At 38.7% G+C, this 17,541-nt stretch carries 11 protein-coding genes and 1 pseudogene; 5 read left to right on the top strand and 7 right to left on the bottom strand.

Annotated elements, in window-relative coordinates; genetic code table 11:
- Nucleotides 1-15: 15 nt before the first annotated feature.
- Together IPO27_17795 and IPO27_17800 are read right to left on the bottom strand one after the other, a co-directional pair.
- Nucleotides 16-492 carry a hypothetical protein gene (locus IPO27_17795; GenBank protein MBK8848284.1) on the bottom strand — a complete coding sequence of 159 codons (477 nt, stop codon included), beginning with the start codon at nt 490-492 and terminating at the stop codon, nt 16-18.
- 135 nt (nt 493-627) lie between these two features.
- The gene (locus tag IPO27_17800; protein ID MBK8848285.1) at nt 628-948 is read right to left on the bottom strand and encodes a septum formation initiator family protein; all 321 of its coding nucleotides are present in this window, start codon (nt 946-948) and stop codon (nt 628-630) included.
- Nucleotides 949-1,330: 382 nt separating this feature from the next.
- Between IPO27_17800 and IPO27_17805 the strand changes: the two genes are divergently transcribed.
- The 3 genes from IPO27_17805 to IPO27_17815 all read left to right on the top strand — a co-directional run bounded on the left by IPO27_17805 (nt 1,331) and on the right by IPO27_17815 (nt 6,972).
- A complete protein-coding gene (locus tag IPO27_17805) occupies nt 1,331-1,756 on the top strand; it encodes an OmpA family protein (protein ID MBK8848286.1) in 426 nt (141 codons plus the stop codon).
- A complete protein-coding gene (locus tag IPO27_17810) occupies nt 1,717-3,348 on the top strand; it encodes a hypothetical protein (protein ID MBK8848287.1) in 1,632 nt (543 codons plus the stop codon). The genes IPO27_17805 and IPO27_17810 overlap by 40 nt, the downstream gene beginning before the upstream one ends.
- A 156-nt stretch (nt 3,349-3,504) precedes the next feature.
- Nucleotides 3,505-6,972, top strand: a complete 3,468-nt coding sequence (locus tag IPO27_17815; protein ID MBK8848288.1) for a PKD domain-containing protein — start codon at nt 3,505-3,507, stop codon at nt 6,970-6,972.
- Between the two features lie 87 nt (nt 6,973-7,059).
- Here the strand turns inward: IPO27_17815 and IPO27_17820 are convergent, their stop codons facing one another.
- Together IPO27_17820 and mutY are read right to left on the bottom strand one after the other, a co-directional pair.
- A complete protein-coding gene (locus IPO27_17820; protein ID MBK8848289.1) occupies nt 7,060-7,509 on the bottom strand; it encodes a GatB/YqeY domain-containing protein in 450 nt (149 codons plus the stop codon).
- A gap of 115 nt (nt 7,510-7,624) precedes the next feature.
- Nucleotides 7,625-8,674, bottom strand: coding sequence for an A/G-specific adenine glycosylase (gene mutY, locus IPO27_17825; protein MBK8848290.1), 1,050 nt, complete (start codon nt 8,672-8,674; stop codon nt 7,625-7,627).
- A 233-nt stretch (nt 8,675-8,907) separates the two neighbouring features.
- Between mutY and IPO27_17830 the strand changes: the two genes are divergently transcribed.
- Nucleotides 8,908-9,225 (top strand): integration host factor subunit beta, encoded by a 318-nt coding sequence (locus IPO27_17830; GenBank protein ID MBK8848291.1) that lies wholly within the window; start codon nt 8,908-8,910, stop codon nt 9,223-9,225.
- A gap of 40 nt (nt 9,226-9,265) precedes the next feature.
- Here the strand turns inward: IPO27_17830 and IPO27_17835 are convergent, their stop codons facing one another.
- Together IPO27_17835 and IPO27_17840 are read right to left on the bottom strand one after the other, a co-directional pair.
- Complete coding sequence (locus tag IPO27_17835) at nt 9,266-10,696, bottom strand: leucyl aminopeptidase (protein ID MBK8848292.1); 1,431 nt, start codon at nt 10,694-10,696, stop codon at nt 9,266-9,268.
- Nucleotides 10,697-10,822: 126 nt separating this feature from the next.
- Nucleotides 10,823-12,025 (bottom strand): DUF1343 domain-containing protein, encoded by a 1,203-nt coding sequence (locus tag IPO27_17840; protein MBK8848293.1) that lies wholly within the window; start codon nt 12,023-12,025, stop codon nt 10,823-10,825.
- 582 nt (nt 12,026-12,607) lie between these two features.
- Here IPO27_17840 and IPO27_17845 point away from each other — a divergent pair.
- Nucleotides 12,608-14,979: pseudogene (locus tag IPO27_17845) on the top strand (TonB-dependent receptor).
- 8 nt (nt 14,980-14,987) lie between these two features.
- On the opposite strand, the gene IPO27_17850 reads toward IPO27_17845, so the two are convergent.
- The gene (locus IPO27_17850; GenBank protein MBK8848294.1) at nt 14,988-17,486 is read right to left on the bottom strand and encodes a hypothetical protein; all 2,499 of its coding nucleotides are present in this window, start codon (nt 17,484-17,486) and stop codon (nt 14,988-14,990) included.
- Between the last annotated feature and the right edge of the window lie 55 nt (nt 17,487-17,541).

Consider the following 17,541-nt stretch of genomic DNA (forward strand, 5'->3'; position numbering starts at 1 on the left):
TTTGTACATGCCTTTCTATTTTTGAATGGTTGATTCTTTAACTTTTTCTAAATAAATTTCTTGTCGCTGATTAACAGTTAATATAGAACCATCCTCCTGCACCCACGGAGCAACATCGCGTTTCCATTCTTCAAATCGCTTGCATTCATAAACCATTTGTTGCCGCCATTCCTGTTCTTTGGCAAAACGTTTTTTATCGCGTTTAGTCATTTTTTCAAAGCTGTTTTGTGCACGCTCATGTTCCCGTTTTTCCGTGGCACTTTTTTCATTCGTTTTTAAGCTTATGGCATGCATTTCATTTTCCTCTTCCATTGGCTTTGTATGATGCTGCCAGTAAGTCTCATATGCCAGCATGGCTTGGTTGTAATTAGTAGTTGGATTATCAATCATCTCAATCCAAAGCGGCTCTTTTGCATATCGCTTTTCTTGAGCCCAAGCCATCGATATGGCCAATAGGATGACAAGCATAGTTAATAAGCTTATTCTTTTCATTTATACAGAAATTTTTAATTGAATTTGAAGGCAACAAATTAACCAAAATGATGCCATTTAGGTATCATTTTAGATTATAAAAATTGTACTTGGATTTTGGTAAAAAAAGTAAAACGCTAATAACCGAATTGAGACTTATTTGTCAAAGTCAACCTTGGCAATGCTATCAGCTGGTACAATCACATACAAGTCTTCATTGTCCTTTTTAAAGTAATAATTTTCGCGGGCAAATTTTTCAAGCAAGGTAGAGTCGCTCATCAAGGCGTTTAGTTCTGCTTTGTTTTTTACAATTTCTGTTGCATAATAATCTCGCTCTTTTTCAAGGTCATTCAGCTGCTGACGGATGCCGTATTGTTGTAGCAAATTATTTTTATCGAAAAATAATATCCAAGATATGATGATAACCGTAGTTAGCAGATATTTATTTTTAAGAAGTATAAACGATTTTTTTATCATGACACAAATATATTTTATGGTTGTTTATGTTTTGTGACTTGTACAACCCTAATACTAACAAACCTTTGTTCAATAGTAAAATGGTAATAAACCGACCTTAGAAAATGCCTGTTTCCTAAGTTTTATTGCACGCACTTAAAAACAGTATCTAACATACATGCACTTTTCAGGCTTCTCAAATTAAAAGGGAAATTTACGGATAGGGGTCTCATTCCGGCAATATATTCAGCCTGATAAGGCTAATCTTTTGAGCATTAAATATTACCCTCTAACTTGCTAGCATAAACTGCAAATTTCAGTTTTAACATACGTTAAACTTTTAGCTTTTTATACTATTGAAACATGCTTTTACGTATTAGTAGTTAATTTCAATACTTAACCCATGTCAAAATCAATTTTAACAGTTGCATTGTCCTGTTGGATTTATGCAACACAAGCAGCACACAACGAAGTTTCCTTTTTGCTTTATTTCGAAACCGATAAGGCAGAACTAGCACTTAACGAGCAAGAGCGCCTGTTAAGATTTGCAGGCGAATTAAAAGGCGCAACAAAATATTATGAGATTACTATTTCGGGGCATACTGATGCCGTTGGTACGGTGCAGTATAATACTGCACTCGCACAAAACCGGGCAAAATGTATTACGCAAGCATTAATCCAACAAGGTGTTAGCCCTTATGTAATCACGGAGTTTTCTTACAGCGAGAAAAAGCCGGTATTGCCCAATGTAACCGATGAAGGAAAATCTAAAACCGAAGGGTTGAGATTATGGTGCGCTTCTATGATTTTAGCACCACAGCAGAATTAATAAAAAGCTTAGATGCTGATACAATGCAAAGTTTTTATGTAGATGCGTCAAAGCCAATAAATATATTGGCCGGCAAAGGTACCCGGTTTGCGATGGCCGCAAATAGTTTTGAATATGAAAATGGCACGCCCTTGCATCGCAATCAAATTAGGATTGACGTTCGCGAAATTAAAAATGTGCAGAATGCCATTGTAAATAATCTGCAAACACAAAGTGCCGATGGAATGCTAGAGTCAGGTGGAATGTTTAAAATGGAGGCTTTCGATGGTGAGCAATTGCTCAGATTAAAAAAAGGGAAGAGTTACAAAGTTGATATTGCGAATACCAATTTGCAAAGTGGTATGAGTGTGTATGCCGCCAACCCACTGCCTAACGGCATGATACAATGGACTAATACCAGGCAAGACTTTGCTGTGGTAAATTCTCAACAAAAACCACAACCTTATATTAAAGTAAATGAAGAGCAATTAAATCAGTGGAAGGTATCGCCACGTTTGCGAGCAGATGTTACTAACTATGCATTTCAACTTCCTATTCCGCCAATACCTCCTTCATTGATGCATAGGCCAGTAAAACCTTCAAGTATAAATGTAGATGGATTTATGGATAGGTTACCATGGTATAGGAGGATATTTATGACTAAGCAACAGAAGCTTGCGTGGGTAAATAAAAAATATGCGCGGGAATTTGCTGCTGCAGAAGAAGCAAATGTAAATTATGGAGTGGCATTGTTGCAGTACCAAGCTCACACAGCTTCCTATAAGGTAAGCCTTAAAGCTTACAATGAGCAGATGGCAGCTTACAGACTTATGGTAAACAAGCAATATGAACTTTACAAAAAGTTCCGCCTTGCACTAATGGAAGAAAAAATGATAAAACGATTTGAACAGGCCAAGCAGGATGTGATTGTTCTGAGCAGAACAGGCAGGTTGAGATCTGCACCAATTAACGCTGTTCGCAACCTGATATCGGGAGGTGTTTTCAGTAGTCTGCATGATGATGTAATTATTCGTTTCGATTTTGAAGATTCGTTAATTGCAGTTTATAATCAGGATGCAAGGATTACTAATAAGCAAGCAAGCAATCAGTTTATTGCAGAAATGGAAAACATGATGACAGAATACAAGGAAAATGCAATTATCGCTAATGCTCCTGCTATTGATTACGAGCAAGCAATGTCAGACCAAATTGATAAGGATTTAGCTTCGGGCAAAGTTGACGCGAGTAATTATTCTATGTACTATACTGCCGAAATTGGTCAGACCGGCTGGATTAACTGCGACCGATTTTATACCGAACCTGAAAACGCGATGCGCACTATTACCATTCCTGATTTTGATGCACGTGATAAAGTTGTATATGCAATTGTTAAAGATATTGGCAGTAACCTTGCCATGTATTTAAACAATGGAGATTATACAGCAAAATTGCCTAAAGGTAAACTGGTAACTATTGTAGCTATTGGGGTTGATAAAAACAACTCTCCGGTTTATGCAAAGGTTGATTTACAGGTGAAGGATGACACCTCTGTGCCGGTGGAAGTAAGGCCTGTTACCATTGCCGGGTTGATAAAAGAAATTCGGAACTTATAACTGGTTTTAAACTTGATTCGATACGAAATGGCAGCTCCTGATGGGCTGCCTTTTTTGTTGATCTTACTTGGTTATCTGAATTATTTGGAATGGATATTTTTTTACATTTGGCATCTCCACAAAAAAAATAATCTTTAAAAACAGAACATTAATCAAATGAAAAACAAATTTAACTATTTGAAGCTGCTTTTTACTATAGCAGTATTGAGCATATACAGTGTATGTTATGCGCAAGATTGGGTAAAGATGATGCATGATCCTAATTCCAATTTCAAGGATGTACAAAAAGCATTTTATACCCAAAATGCAGATGCATTAAAAGAGCTTCGCGAAGAGCAACAGATGATGCGAACAGCACAATTGCCGTATCGAAAGTGTGAGGCATTAAAAAATATCCCCGGTTATAAAATTTTCAAACGTTGGGAGTGGTTTATGGAGCCACGTGTTGGCCCCAACGGAGAGTTTGATCCTGCTACTGTATGGAAAGAAAGACAACAATTTGAGCAAAATCCTACCTCAAAGTCTATTGGCAACTGGACATTTCTTGGTCCTGCCAATGCCGCCAACCTTAGTGGTGCAGGGCGTTTGAACTTTGTGCGTTTAGATCCTGGCAATTCAAGCACCATTTATGTTGGTTCTCCATCAGGAGGCTTATGGAAATCTACAGATAATGGAGTTACATGGGCAACCAATACTGATGACTTAAATCAGGTCATAGGGTGTACCGATTTAGCTATTGATCCTAATAACACCAATACCATGTATATGGCAACCGGTGATGGCGATGCCGGAGACAACTACTCAATTGGCGTTTTAAAGAGCGTTGATGGTGGATTAACCTGGAATACTACAGGCCTTTCTTTTTCTCCGGGAAATGTGCGAATGATGAGCAAGATATTACTTGACCCAACCAATACAAATAACCTGATAGTAGCTACCAGTGGTGGCATGTGGCGCAGTACCGATGCAGGTGCAACATTTAATATGGTGCAAGCCGGTTCGTTTAAAGATGCCGAGTTTAAGCCGGGAGATGCAAATACAGTATATGCTTGCGGAGGCGAATTTTACAAGTCGACAGATAATGGTGCTACATGGTCTAAAATAACTTCGGGTCTGCCTGCAGTGGCCAATGTTAGCCGCATGGCTATTGCAGTAACTCCTGCCGATCCAAATATGGTATACATGATTGTGGGCTTGCCTGCACCAAACTATGGTACCGAGGGGTATTATAAATCATCAAACAGCGGAACAAGTTTTACAAAAAATGGAACTCCAAGTGGATTAGGAACTCAGCAATGGTATGACCTATGCATAGCGGTATCTCCAACCAATGCACAAGAAGTTGTAATAGGAGGGCAAACAGGGTTTATCCGCAGTACCAATGGAGGAAGTTCTTTCAGCAGTGCCATCGGTACTATGCATGTTGACTTTCATGATGTTATTTTTGTTGATGCCACAACTTATTATGTTGCTAATGATGGAGGAGTTTATCGTACCACCAATAATGGTAGCTCTTATTCAAGATTGCACAATACCATTCAGATATCACAAATGTACGGATTTGGTCAGTCGGCATCTAATGCTAATTTATACATTCAAGGCTGGCAGGATAACGGAACAAATTTGTATGACGGAAGTTGGGGGCAAACAATGGGTGGCGATGGAATGCTTTGTTTCATAAGCCATGGAAATGATAATAATATGTGGGGTTCACAATATGATGGCTCATTAAACCGATCAACCAATGGTGGCAACACATGGAACTTTATTACCGGAATTTCTGAAACAGGTGCATGGGTTACTCCATGGCTCGAAGATCCTAACACACCAAATACAATTTGGGCAGGATTTGTAAATATGTTTAGGAGTACCAATGGAGGTGTTACCTGGACTAAGAGGAGTACTTTTACCAATACAGGTACTATGAATGCTATTGCAGTATCTAAAGCAAATAGCGATGTGGTATGGTGTGCAAAAGCCGGAGCACTTTATGTAACAAGCAATGCAGGCACCACATGGACACAAATCACCAGTGCACCCGGAGGTAATATAACGGGTATCGCTTGCAGCGATACCGATCCAAGCAAAGCGTGGATTACCTATTCAGGTTATAGCAACAAGAACAAAGTGTTTCAAACAAACGATCAAGGTGCAACATGGATTAATCTTAGTGCTTCCATACCTAATGTTCCGGTTAACTGTGTAACCTATGTAAACGGCAGTAATGATGCTGTATATATCGGCACCGATATAGGCGTATTTTATAAAGATGCATCTCTTAGTGTATGGCAAAATTTTTCGTCCGGTTTACCAACAGTAATTGTTACCCAAATAAATATTTTTTACCCCACTGGTGCTGTTCGTGTTAGTACTTACGGCCGCGGATTATGGGAATCTGCTCCTTATGTTGCAGGAACGTATGCCCCCATTGCTTATTTCTCGGCAGATAAAACTATTTCGTGTGCAGGTGCAGCAATTAATTATTCTGACTTATCATCAGGGCAACCAACTTCATGGAATTGGACTTTTGCCGGAGGCAACCCCGGTACTTCTAATAATCAGAATCCAACCGTGTACTATAACACACCCGGAGTGTACGAAGCAAAACTTGTAGCCATTAATGCCAACGGCACCGATAGTATTACGTATACATCATACATCAATATCAGCAACAGTCCCTATGGTGCACCAGCTACATCAGGAGCCACAGTTTGTGGGCCTGCGGTAGCAAATCTTTCTGCAACAGGAACAGGCCTTGGCACATTGCGTTGGTGGGATGCTCCAGGAGGAGGAAACATGGTAGCTACAGGAAGTGCCTATTCGCCAAATATTAATGGAACAAAAACATTTTATGTTGACGAAGAATTTCCGGCAGGTAGTCAGGACTATACAGGCGAAGGTTCCAACGGTATTGGTGCTGGTGCATATTTTACGGCCAACGATATAAGAGGATTATATTTTGATGTGATTAATCCGGTAATTCTTAATACGGTTGATGTATACTCTGGAGAAGCAGCTAATAGAACCATTGAGATTCTAGATTCTAAAGGCAATACCTACATAGATACCACCGTATTCATACCCGCCAGCTCAAGTCAGTTTACTCCTGTAACGGTAACACTAAACCTTCCTATATATCCCGGAAACGGATATTTTATAAAGTGTCGCGGCCTGGTTAACCTATTCCGCAATAGCGCAGGTGCTGTTTATCCTTATGTAGGCAACTCAGTAAATGTTACAGGTAGCAATGCCGGACTTCCAGGATATTATTATTTCTTCTACAATTGGGTACTTACTGAAATTGTATGTAATACAGCGCGTACCGCCTGCATTGCGCTTGACACATGCAGCAGTGCATCACTAAACGAAGCGGGGTTAAATGCTTTCAACTTATTCCCAAATCCAACCGAAGGATTGTTTACTGTTTCATTTGAGGCAAAGGCTGATGATTATAAAGTTGAAATATTGAATGCCGAAGGAAGAAAAGTGGCCGAGCAGCAATTTGTATCTGTTAGCGGTTTATTCCGAAAAGAATTTGATTTAAGCAACTACGCAAAGGGAGCATATACAGTTATAGTTACTAACTCACGTGGCGAAACACGTAGAAAGTTATTAGTATATTAATTAAGCGTCTGTTTAAGAGGTATCCCAAAAAAGAAAAGCAGTCCAAAGGGACTGCTTTTCTTTTTTGCAGGATTTTTTTGAAATGTATTAGCTGCCACTTAGCAGCTCTTTCACCAAGTGCGAAACAAGTTTGTTGTCTGCCTTGCCTGCAAAGTGTTTGGTGGCTGCACCCATTACTTTGCCCATATCAGCAGGTGAAGTGGCGCCTGCTTGACTGATTATTTCTTTCAATTGAATTTTAACTTCATCGGCACTTAGCATGGCAGGAAGGTAATTCTCTATCACAGCAATTTCTTCAATCTCGCTCACGGCAAGGTCTTCGCGGTTTTGCTGTTTGTATATTTCAATAGAGTCTTGCCTTTGCTTTACCAGCTTTTGCAATAGTTTTAGCTCATCAACATCGGTAAGTGCTGCGCCTCCACTTGTATTGGCTAACAATAATGCTGATTTAATAGCGCGCAATGCGCGCAACGCTGCTGCGTTTTTCGATAGCATGGCCTGCTTTAGGTCTGCATTTATTTTATCTTGTAAACTCATTTTGTTTTTTGTTTAACATTGCAATGTTACAAAATGTTAGATTTGATTGTTTAAAAAAAAATGCAGGCTTACACCTTTGATTAGTGTTGTGCAAGCAGGTGGCTGATTTTATATTTTATTCAAAAATCCACCCGGTCATATTTTCTATCAGTTTTGGTACAGGATAGTTTTCAAATTCTTTTATCGAAATTGCAAGGCTGTGCGGAAATGTGGAGGCAACAATACGTTTACAACTTATTAATATAAAAGTTGCAAACAACCGTTGATGCGACAAAATATGTTTTCTGCCCGTTGAAATTTTTTCTATACTGCAATTTTTTAACCGATGCGTAACAAGGAATTCCTCAGCCACTTGAATTACTTTTTTCTTGTTATTCACTAGTTCAACAGAAGGAAAATCATACAAGCCTTTCCAGATGTCATTTCCTGTTCTTTTAGTAATAATCATGTGATGCTTCGACTTCAAAATAAAGTAGTAAACATGCCTGTTTCGAACTTTTGTTTTTAGTGACTTCACCGGTAGGTCTTCTACCGTTGATTTTATAAAAGCCCTGCAATGCAAGGATAGCGGGCAATTGCTGCATAACGGGTTTACCGGTGTGCAGATAGTGGCGCCAAGTTCCATCATCGCCTGATTGTGTGCGCCCGGTTTTTTAATGTCAAGCAGTTCATTGGCTTTTGCCGAAAAAAATTTCTTTCCTTCATTACTGTCTATTGGTATGGCAGCGTTATATAATCGTGACAGTACCCGAAATACATTGCCATCTAATACTGCGCACGGAAGATTAAAGGAAATGGAACCAATAGCAGAAGCAGTATAGTCACCTATCCCCTTAAGCTTTAGCAAGCCTTCATAGGTATTGGGAAATTTACTTCCATGTTCAGTTACCAGTTGCCTTGCAGTTGCTAGCATGTTGCGTGCCCGGGAGTAGTATCCAAGGCCTTGCCATAATTTTAAAATCTCCTGTTCCGTGGCATCGGCAAATTCAGCAATCGTACTAAAACTTTCTACAAACCGAAGATAGTAGGGTAAACCTTGCTGCACCCGTGTTTGCTGTAAAATAATTTCTGACAACCAAATAAAATATGGATTTGAAGTGCTGCGCCATGGTAGCTCTCTTTTATTGAGTTGATACCAATTGGCAAGCCTTTTTTGCAGCTTTATTATTTCTTCTTTTTTCAAGTACAACTTTGTTAGGGGTTGCAAGAATATAAATCATTTCTGAAAAAGAAATTATAAGCTAAGGAATAATCATCCTTGCAAGTGGGTAAGAACTAGCATTAGGTAGGAACAGCATAAGGGTTGAGTTGAAATTGATAACCTCCTTTTATGCGAAAGTTTTCATAGTACCCAAATTTATGTAGTAATTTGCGCAATTAATTTAAAACGAAATACTTATGACAAAGGCAGACTTGGTAAATGAGATTTCGGCAAAGACCGGAATCGATCGTTTAATAGTGCTAAACACGGTTGAAGCTTTTATGAAAACAGTTAAAAATTCAATTTCACAAAATGATAATGTATACCTGCGCGGATTTGGAAGTTTTATTGCCAAAAAACGAGCAGCCAAAATAGGTCGTATTATCACCAGAAACACCTCGATAGAAATTCCCGAACATTTTATTCCGGCATTTAAACCGGCTAAATCGTTTGCCGAAAGAGTAAAAAAATCTATCAAGCCCGGAACTTCAGAAAACAAAGCTCCGGATGAATAAGGTACTGTTATAAAAACAATTTCAAAATAGTTGTTGCCTGCTATTTTTTGCCTGCTTTCTTCGACAGAAAATCAACCATGAGCCTAACTCCTATACCAGTCGCATCTTTGCCGCGATAGCTATCGCGGGTTTTTACAAAAGCTGGGCCAGCAATATCGAAATGCATATATGGGTAATCGGTAAACTTTTGCAGGAATCTGCCTGCAGTAATCGCTCCTGCATTAGCCCCTCCAATATTTTTACAATCAGCTATATCACTTTTTAATAACTCATCATACTCCTCCCAAAAAGGAAATTCAACCAATCGCTCATACGTGTTGTCGCCACTCTGCTTCAACCCGTTTTTGATTTTTTCATTAGCGGTGCCCATACACACAATACCATAATGCCCAATGGCAGCGGCAGCAGCACCGGTAAGTGTGCTAAACTCACAAACAAGTTCCGGATTATATTGCTTTGCATAATGCAAAGCATCGGCTAAAATCATACGTCCTTCTGCATCGCTATTCAACATCTCTACGCTAGTGCCGCTCATCATATGAATTACATCACCGGGTGCAAAGGCATTAAACCCCGGGCGATTATCTGTAGCGGGTGTAAGTCCTATTATATGTATAGGAAGTTTCATTTTTGCAATTGCATACATAGTGCCTGCAACTACTGCACTGCCAGCCATATCGCATTTCATATAATCCATGCTATTGCCTGTTGGTTTTATACTTAGCCCTCCTGTATCATAAACAACACCTTTGCCTACCAGTACATATGGTTTTTTATTACTTGGTTTTGCAGGTTTGTATTCCATTGTGGTAAAAGTGGGTTCATCAACACTCCCTGCATTTACTGCCAACAGTCCTCCCATTTTGAGTGCTTTAATTTTTGCCTTATTAAATATCTCAGTCTTAAAACCAGATTCTTTGCCCATGACTGCAAAAGAGTTGGCTAGGTCTTTTGCATTTTGATGACTGGTTGGTGTGTTTACTAAATCACGCACTCGATAAACCGCTTCGGCCAAAATGTTTTTTTCTGCAACCTCTGAAGTGTTTAATTTCGAGTTACAAATAATGACATTTTTCAAACTGTTTAATTCAGTGTTATTTTCTTTTCTATAAACTATAAATTGATAGTTGCCTAAGGCTATGCCTTCGGCTATAGCAAGCGATTGCTCATCCGCTTTGTTGCTGATAATTGAAAGATTGGTTTGTTGGTGTTTATTTAAATGGGCGGCAATTACATCACCGGCTTTGCGCAGCTGTTCAAGCTTAGAGGCATCTTTTCCACTTTTCTGTTGAATTATTACCCAACGATGGTATTGATTAATCAATACCGTTTTGCGTTTTGCATCATGCTCTCTCTTAATATAGCTAAGTTCTTCTTTGTTGAAGTAAGAAGCATCAAACTCATTTTTTTCATTCGTAAATATCAGCACATTGCCTTGCGAATATTTTTGCCCCAGCGTAATCTTTATCATATTATTATTTTTTGGAGCAAATGTATAGAATTATACTAAAGGCAGAATTGCATAATTTAAATGTAACTTAAAAAGAGTTTACACTAGCAGGTTTGGGATTTCATCTTCCGGTTTTTTAGCGTTGAACTATTCTCCATACATCAAATATTTCTTTCTGATGTTTTTAAAATTTTCTAATTCCGGTTTCCATGTAAGGCTAATATCTTTTGCTGTAAGCCCTTGTTTGATTTGCTCTTTTAACTTGCTTGTTCCGGCTAGCTTGTCAAAAAAAGGCCAGAAGAATTTTTCTTTATCCGGATAAGCATTAAACATATCTATCAGCCAGGTTAAGTTAAGTTGTTTTTGCTCACGAATGGCCCAGGCCTGATTAACAAGATTAACCCCATAACAAAGCGTATCTTGATAAGGGGGTGCATAATTTTTTGATTTCGATTTCGGCTTAAACGAAAAATTTTTATCGGCATATGCCGGAAAACCAATGATGGTAAATGGCTTTTCGGTGCCACGGCCAAGGCTTATTGGTGTACCTTCAAAAAAACAGATTGAGGGATACAGCAAAACGGCTTCTTCGCTTCGAAGATTTGGCGATGGCGCAACCGGCAACGCATAGCGAGTGCTGTGCGTATAATTTTTGCACGGAAAAACTTTTAGTATACATCGCAACGAATCCTGAAGCCACCCTTCGTTATTTATCATCACTGCGTATTCCCCAATGGTCATTCCATATACTACCGGAATTGGTTGCATACCAACAAAAGATTTCATTTCAGGATTTAACACCGGCCCATCAATATAAAATCCGTTAGGATTTGGCCTGTCAAGTACCAAACACATTTTGCCGGCTTCAGCGCATGCTTCCATCACATATTGCAATGTGGATATGTAGGTATAAAAACGAATACCTACATCCTGAATATCAAAAATGATGATATCGATATCTTTCATTTCATCCATAGTTGGCTTTAAATGCTTTCCGTATAATGATATGATTGGAAGCCCTGTTGTTTCATCTTTAGAGGTGTTTACTTTTTCTCCGGCTTGTGCCATGCCCCTAAATCCATGTTCGGGGGCAAAAATTTTTACAATATTTATTTTGTACGTAAGCAAAGTGTCAACCAAATGTGTTTGATTGATAAGCGAAGTATGATTGGCTACTACAGCTACTTTTTTTTCACGTAGCATGGTTATATATTCCTTTATAGAATATGCCCCTGGTAACACCTGACTTTCAGAAATGGCTATAGGCTCTTTGGCTAATGTTTGTGCATTACAGCTCATCAGACAAAAAGTTGACAACAGGAAGGCGATAAACGAAATTGTATTTTTCATTTGGCAAAGAAAACAAAAGAGAATCGTTTTTATATTCGACTTTTTATAATCAATCAGAAATAGTGTGCTATCGAACTAAATATAAAAATATCGTATGCATATGTAAGCTATCGCTAAAAGGATGATCGCAATGTTTTTTTTGAGCAGATGTTACCATAACCTTATACTATCATGATCAAAATAGCGGAAACACAACAGTTGCCGGTTGTCAGCATAAAGCAGTGCTTAAAAATATTAATCATACGTTAGCGGGGGTAAAGTTGACATGCTGATATGAACTATGATTTTTAACTGGTTATTTTATTAGAAACCAATAAATCGAAAAACCTTTTTTTTGAAGGCAAAAAATAGATGAGGCTAAAGCTTTATCTTTTAAAATCAGGTACGTTATAAAGTTGTATTAGGTAAATTACGCTTTAGGCAAATGGCTATTGTGTTGAGATAAAATTAACTTTTGCTATGTCAGCATTACGCAAAAGCAGGATAATGAAATTGCGAAAATATAATAATAGATTTCTTCAATGAATGTGAAACAAATTGATGTACCGATTGTTTAACTTTGGCTACTTAAAAAATCAACTTATGAAGTCGTTACTGTTTAGCGTATGCTTGTCGCTTATTTGCTCTATGTTATCACATGCACAAAATGGTGTTATCGCAGGTAGGGTAGTAAACGTGCTAAATAAGGAACCTGTTCCTTTTGCAAGTGTTGCTATAGAGGGCACTACCAAAGGTGCCACTACTGACGAGAATGGGAATTACTCCCTGTCTGGTTTATCATATGGCGTATATAATATTGTAGCCTCGTCAGTAGGCTTCCGCACCAGAACAATGTATGAGGTAGAGGTAAAAAATGCTAAATCAACATTTTTGATAATCGAGTTAGAGTCAGGAAACACAGAATTAAAAGAAATTGAAGTCACGGCTCAAACTTTTAATAAAACCGATGAAAGTCCTGTAAGCCTGCGCAGTATAGGTGTAACCGAAATTAAACGCAATCCGGGTGGCAATCGCGATATTTCGCGCGTTGTGCAATCGTTGCCCGGAGTTCAGGTAAGCAGCAGTTTCCGAAATGATTTAATAGTTAGAGGAGGATCGCCAAATGAGAATCGCTTTTTTCTTAATGGAATAGAAATTCCGGTTATTAATCATTTTACAACACAAGGTGCATCAGGGGGGCCTGTTGGAATGATTAATGTAGATTTTATTCGTGAAGTGAAACTTTATTCCGGAGCCTTTCCTGCAAATAGAGGAAATGCATTGAGCAGCACCCTCGAGTTTGAATACAAGGATGCGCGACAAGATAAACCTGCTTATACCTTAACGTTAGGTGCAACAGATTTTGCAGCAACAGTCGAAACTCCTATTTCGAAAAAGTGGGAATTATTGCTGGCTATCGTAGATCTTATTTGCAGTTTTTATTTTCGGCATTGGGCTTGCCCTTCTTGCCTAAGTATGACGATTTTCAATTCAAAGCCGAGGCAAGGCTTTCTTCGAAAGATATAATTGATGTAATAGGCATCGGTGCTTACGATATAGTTTCGCTTAACCTTGAAGCGAATGAAACAGATGCGCAAAAAATTATTTTAAAATCAATTCCACGCAGCACCCAATGGAACTATACCATTGGCGCACGATACAGGCATTTCAGAGAAAACAGTTATTATACAGTGGTGGTTAGTCGCAGCCATCTTAATAATACTGCTATTAAATATTTGAATAATGATGAAAGCAGCCAATCAAATTTGACTTTTAAATATGATTCGTATGAAATTGAAAACAAGGTTAGAGTTGAGAATACCACACGCGTAAAGGGATTTAAAATAAATACCGGTTTTGGATTTGAAGATGCCAGGTATTACAATTTTATTAAGCAAAAATTTCCCTTCATTGGCGAATTTAGTAATCAAAGTGAATTACAATTTTATAAGTATAGTGGGTTTGCGCAGGCGAGCAAAAATTTTCTCGAAAACAAACTTATTTTAAGTGCAGGTTTAAGAGCCGATGGCAGCACATTTAATAGCAAGATGAATAATCCGCTTAAGCAATTATCACCTCGAATTTCTCTGGCTTATTCATTAAACGAACGCTGGAGTATCAATGCTAATTCGGGAGTTTATAACCAACTGCCACCATACACTTCGCTGGGTGTGCGAAATGAGAAAGGTGAATTAGTTAATATCGATCTTGAGTATATAACATGTATTCATCAGGTGTTGGGTTTAGAATACAACACCATGCGCGATGCAAAAATTACGATTGAGGGTTTTTATAAGTCATATAATAATTATCCCTTCAACTTACGCGACAGCATATCGCTTGCTAACCAGGGAAGTGATTTCGGTGTGGTAGGTGATGCACCTATGGCAAGCAATAATCAAGGAAGAAGCTATGGAGTTGAATTTCTATATCAGCAAAAGCTGCGAAATAATTTTTATTGCCTTTTAGCTTACACACTTGTGCGCAGCGAGTTTCAGAATTTAAGTAATGTATTTGTGCCTTCATCCTGGGATGCAGTGCATTTGGTTAGCGCTACGGCTGGAAAAATCTTTAAAAGAAATATTCAATTTGGTGCTAAACTGAGATTAAATAGCGGACTTCCTTACACTCCTTTTGATGTGAATGCTACCGTATTAAAAGCTAATTACGATATCAGTGGCAATGGCATTCTTGATAAGTCACGTTATAACGCAAACAGACTACCACTATTTTATCAACTGGATGTTCGCCTCGATAAAAAATATAATTTCAGTAAATGGTTGCTCAATGTATTTATTGATATACAGAATGTAACAAATGCTCAAACCTTTCAACCACCTTTAATTGCCATAGAAAGGGATGTTAATGATAATCCATTAACCAGTGCAAACAATCCCGATTCGTATATTCCACGGCTACTAGACAACACAAGTGGCACCTTAATACCAAGTATAGGTGTGGTTGTAGAGTTTTAACTTGCTCGTTACTTTATCAAAACAAATGGAACAGACCTTTGCAGGCTGTAATTAGTTACAGTGGCTATATATTTGCCGCTAGCAACATTTTCGTTTAAAGAAAGTTGTATCTCATTGTTGCCCTTGTCAATTTTTCGATTTACATATGCAGCGACTGTCTTGCCTTTTAGGTCAACTATTTTATAATCAATAATCATTTCTTTATCAGCATATACAGTAAGAGTTACATTAGAGTTTGTCGCGTTGGCAAAAGCACTTACTGTAAACGGATTTGTCGCCATAGAGGAAGATGGAGATAAACCTGTTGTGCTTAAACTCATATTATACATGCTTCGTCCATACGTGGCAGCAGTGAGGCTATGGGTAGGATAATGTAGGCGTAAGTCAGTGACAGGAGCAGCGGGCAAGCCGCTACCTAAAACATTCCAATTAGACCATTGATTGATAGCGGCATGATACACACCAACATCACTGCCAATATATATCTGGTTGAGCATCGTATCAATTATAAGCGCATTTATTGGCATATCAGGCAAGTTGCCTTGTATATCAATCCAACTGGCACCGCCATCTGTAGTGTGATAAATGTGACTCATATTATCGTGATAGCGGTAACCTGATAGCGTAACGTAGCAATCGAGTGCATTGCGCGGATCAACTGCCACCCTTGTAATCCAACGTACAGGCAGAGAATTCGAAATTTTTGTCCATGACAGGCCTCCATTAGTAGTTATATGGACATTGCCATCATCAGTTCCTGCATATATTACATTTGGATCAGATGCCGCTACATCAAGTGTTGTAATGGTGGCATAAACAATTGGATAGGCGCTAGGTCCTATGCCATTTGATAAATCAGGACTAATTTCAAACCAGTTGGCACCTTGGTCTAGCGATTTATACATATGGTTGGCACCTAAATACATATTCATAGGATTTCCTGGTTCGTGCATATAAGGGGTGTTCCAGTTAAATTTATGATTTGAACTTACTCCATTAGTTCCGCAACTAAGCCCACCATACTGATATTCGGCTGTCCATACTCCTTGTTGCGTTGGATCAACTCTTACAACAAAACCATCGCCACCCCAAATTGATGTCCAGTTATTGGTGCTGCCAGTTGGTGTCATAACAGTACCATTGTCTTGTGTGCCACCATAATAATTGTCAGGTTGTTGTTCATCTACTTCGCATGTATAAAACTGAGTCACAGGCAACGTTTCGTTATGAGTAAAAGTTGTGCCACCATCATATGATGTATAAAGGCCTCCATCGTTACCTAGTAAAACTAAATTCGTATTTTGAGGATGAATATATACTTCGTGCTGATCCACATGTGTTTGCGAGGATGTAATATCATTCCAGGTGTTGCCACCATCAGATGTCTTCCATACATCAAAGTCAATAAGGTAAACCACATCCGGATTGAGAGGATCTATTTTAATACGTCCGTACCAATAGCAAACACTGGCAAATCCGGCATTTGATGAAACATTAATCCAACTATTTCCATTGTTAGTTGTTTTAAATATTCCGATAGGAGCACCAAAATCGTCCAGCACATAAGCATATAGAATATTTGGGTTTGATTTACTAATGTCGATTCCAATACGGCCAAGATTTCCGAATGAACCAAAGGGATTGCTTAATTTGTTCCAGGTGGCACCACCATCAAAACTACGATATATTCCACTTTCGGGCCCGCCATAATTTCTTCGATCAGGCCTGCGTACCCTTGTCCACATGCAAGCATAAACGGTATCAGGATGCACCGGATTAATAACAACATCAATAGCTCCGGTGCTGTCATTGAGGTATAACGACTGTGTCCAAGTTGTACCACCATCTGCAGTTTTGTATAATCCACGTTCAGCATTGTTACCAAACAAGTCGCCCATAGTAGCGGCATATACGATGTCCTTATTCGTTGGATGAACGGCAAGCCTTCCGGTGTTTCTTGTTAACTGTAACCCTATACTTTGCCAGGTGTTTCCTGCATCGGTCGATTTGTATAAACCATCTGCATCATAGCAAAGTGAACCTCCACCGGCATTTGCTTCTCCGGTTCCAACATACAAGGTGTTAGAGTCGGATGGTGCAATAGCCAAATCGCCTATGGACAAACTGCCCACACCGTCAAATATGGGAGCCCAGGTGGAACCTGAATTTGTTGACTTGAATACGCCTCCACTTGCTGCACACAGGTACATCGTAGTAAGGCTTGAGGAATGCATTTCAACATCAGTCAATCTTCCACCAATATTTACCGGTCCTGCTAAGTTCCACATTGCTGCTGATGTGCGCATTTGATTAGTTTGTAATTGTTGTTTATAGAAACTAAACGCATTCTTGTAAGCTCCGTAATCAACCTTATTATACGGATAGGCGCGTTGGTTAATAAACCAATCCTGGTTATTAGCTTTGGGCACATGCTTGGATTGTTTAGTTGGATTAACACAGGCGGTTAATACTGGCAACAGGAAATATAGGAAAATACTTTTTTTCATGATGTGTGTTTTTGCAAATATAACTTGAATAGCAATAATTGGTATTTTTTTGAAT

This window comes from Bacteroidota bacterium (genome assembly GCA_016714535.1).
Lineage (GTDB): Bacteria > Bacteroidota > Bacteroidia > AKYH767-A > OLB10 > JADKFV01.

Bases quoted from the DNA above. Each gene is read 5' to 3' on its own strand.
- IPO27_17820 (MBK8848289.1), bottom strand. From the start codon at position 7,509: ATGAGTTTACAAGATAAAATAAATGCAGACCTAAAGCAGGCCATGCTA.
- IPO27_17835 (MBK8848292.1), bottom strand. From the start codon at position 10,696: ATGATAAAGATTACGCTGGGGCAAAAATATTCGCAAGGCAATGTGCTG.
- IPO27_17850 (MBK8848294.1), bottom strand. From the start codon at position 17,486: ATGAAAAAAAGTATTTTCCTATATTTCCTGTTGCCAGTATTAACCGCC.
- IPO27_17815 (MBK8848288.1), top strand. From the start codon at position 3,505: ATGAAAAACAAATTTAACTATTTGAAGCTGCTTTTTACTATAGCAGTA.
- IPO27_17800 (MBK8848285.1), bottom strand. From the start codon at position 948: ATGATAAAAAAATCGTTTATACTTCTTAAAAATAAATATCTGCTAACT.
- IPO27_17810 (MBK8848287.1), top strand. From the start codon at position 1,717: ATGGTGCGCTTCTATGATTTTAGCACCACAGCAGAATTAATAAAAAGC.
- IPO27_17840 (MBK8848293.1), bottom strand. From the start codon at position 12,025: ATGAAAAATACAATTTCGTTTATCGCCTTCCTGTTGTCAACTTTTTGT.
- IPO27_17795 (MBK8848284.1), bottom strand. From the start codon at position 492: ATGAAAAGAATAAGCTTATTAACTATGCTTGTCATCCTATTGGCCATA.
- IPO27_17805 (MBK8848286.1), top strand. From the start codon at position 1,331: ATGTCAAAATCAATTTTAACAGTTGCATTGTCCTGTTGGATTTATGCA.
- IPO27_17830 (MBK8848291.1), top strand. From the start codon at position 8,908: ATGACAAAGGCAGACTTGGTAAATGAGATTTCGGCAAAGACCGGAATC.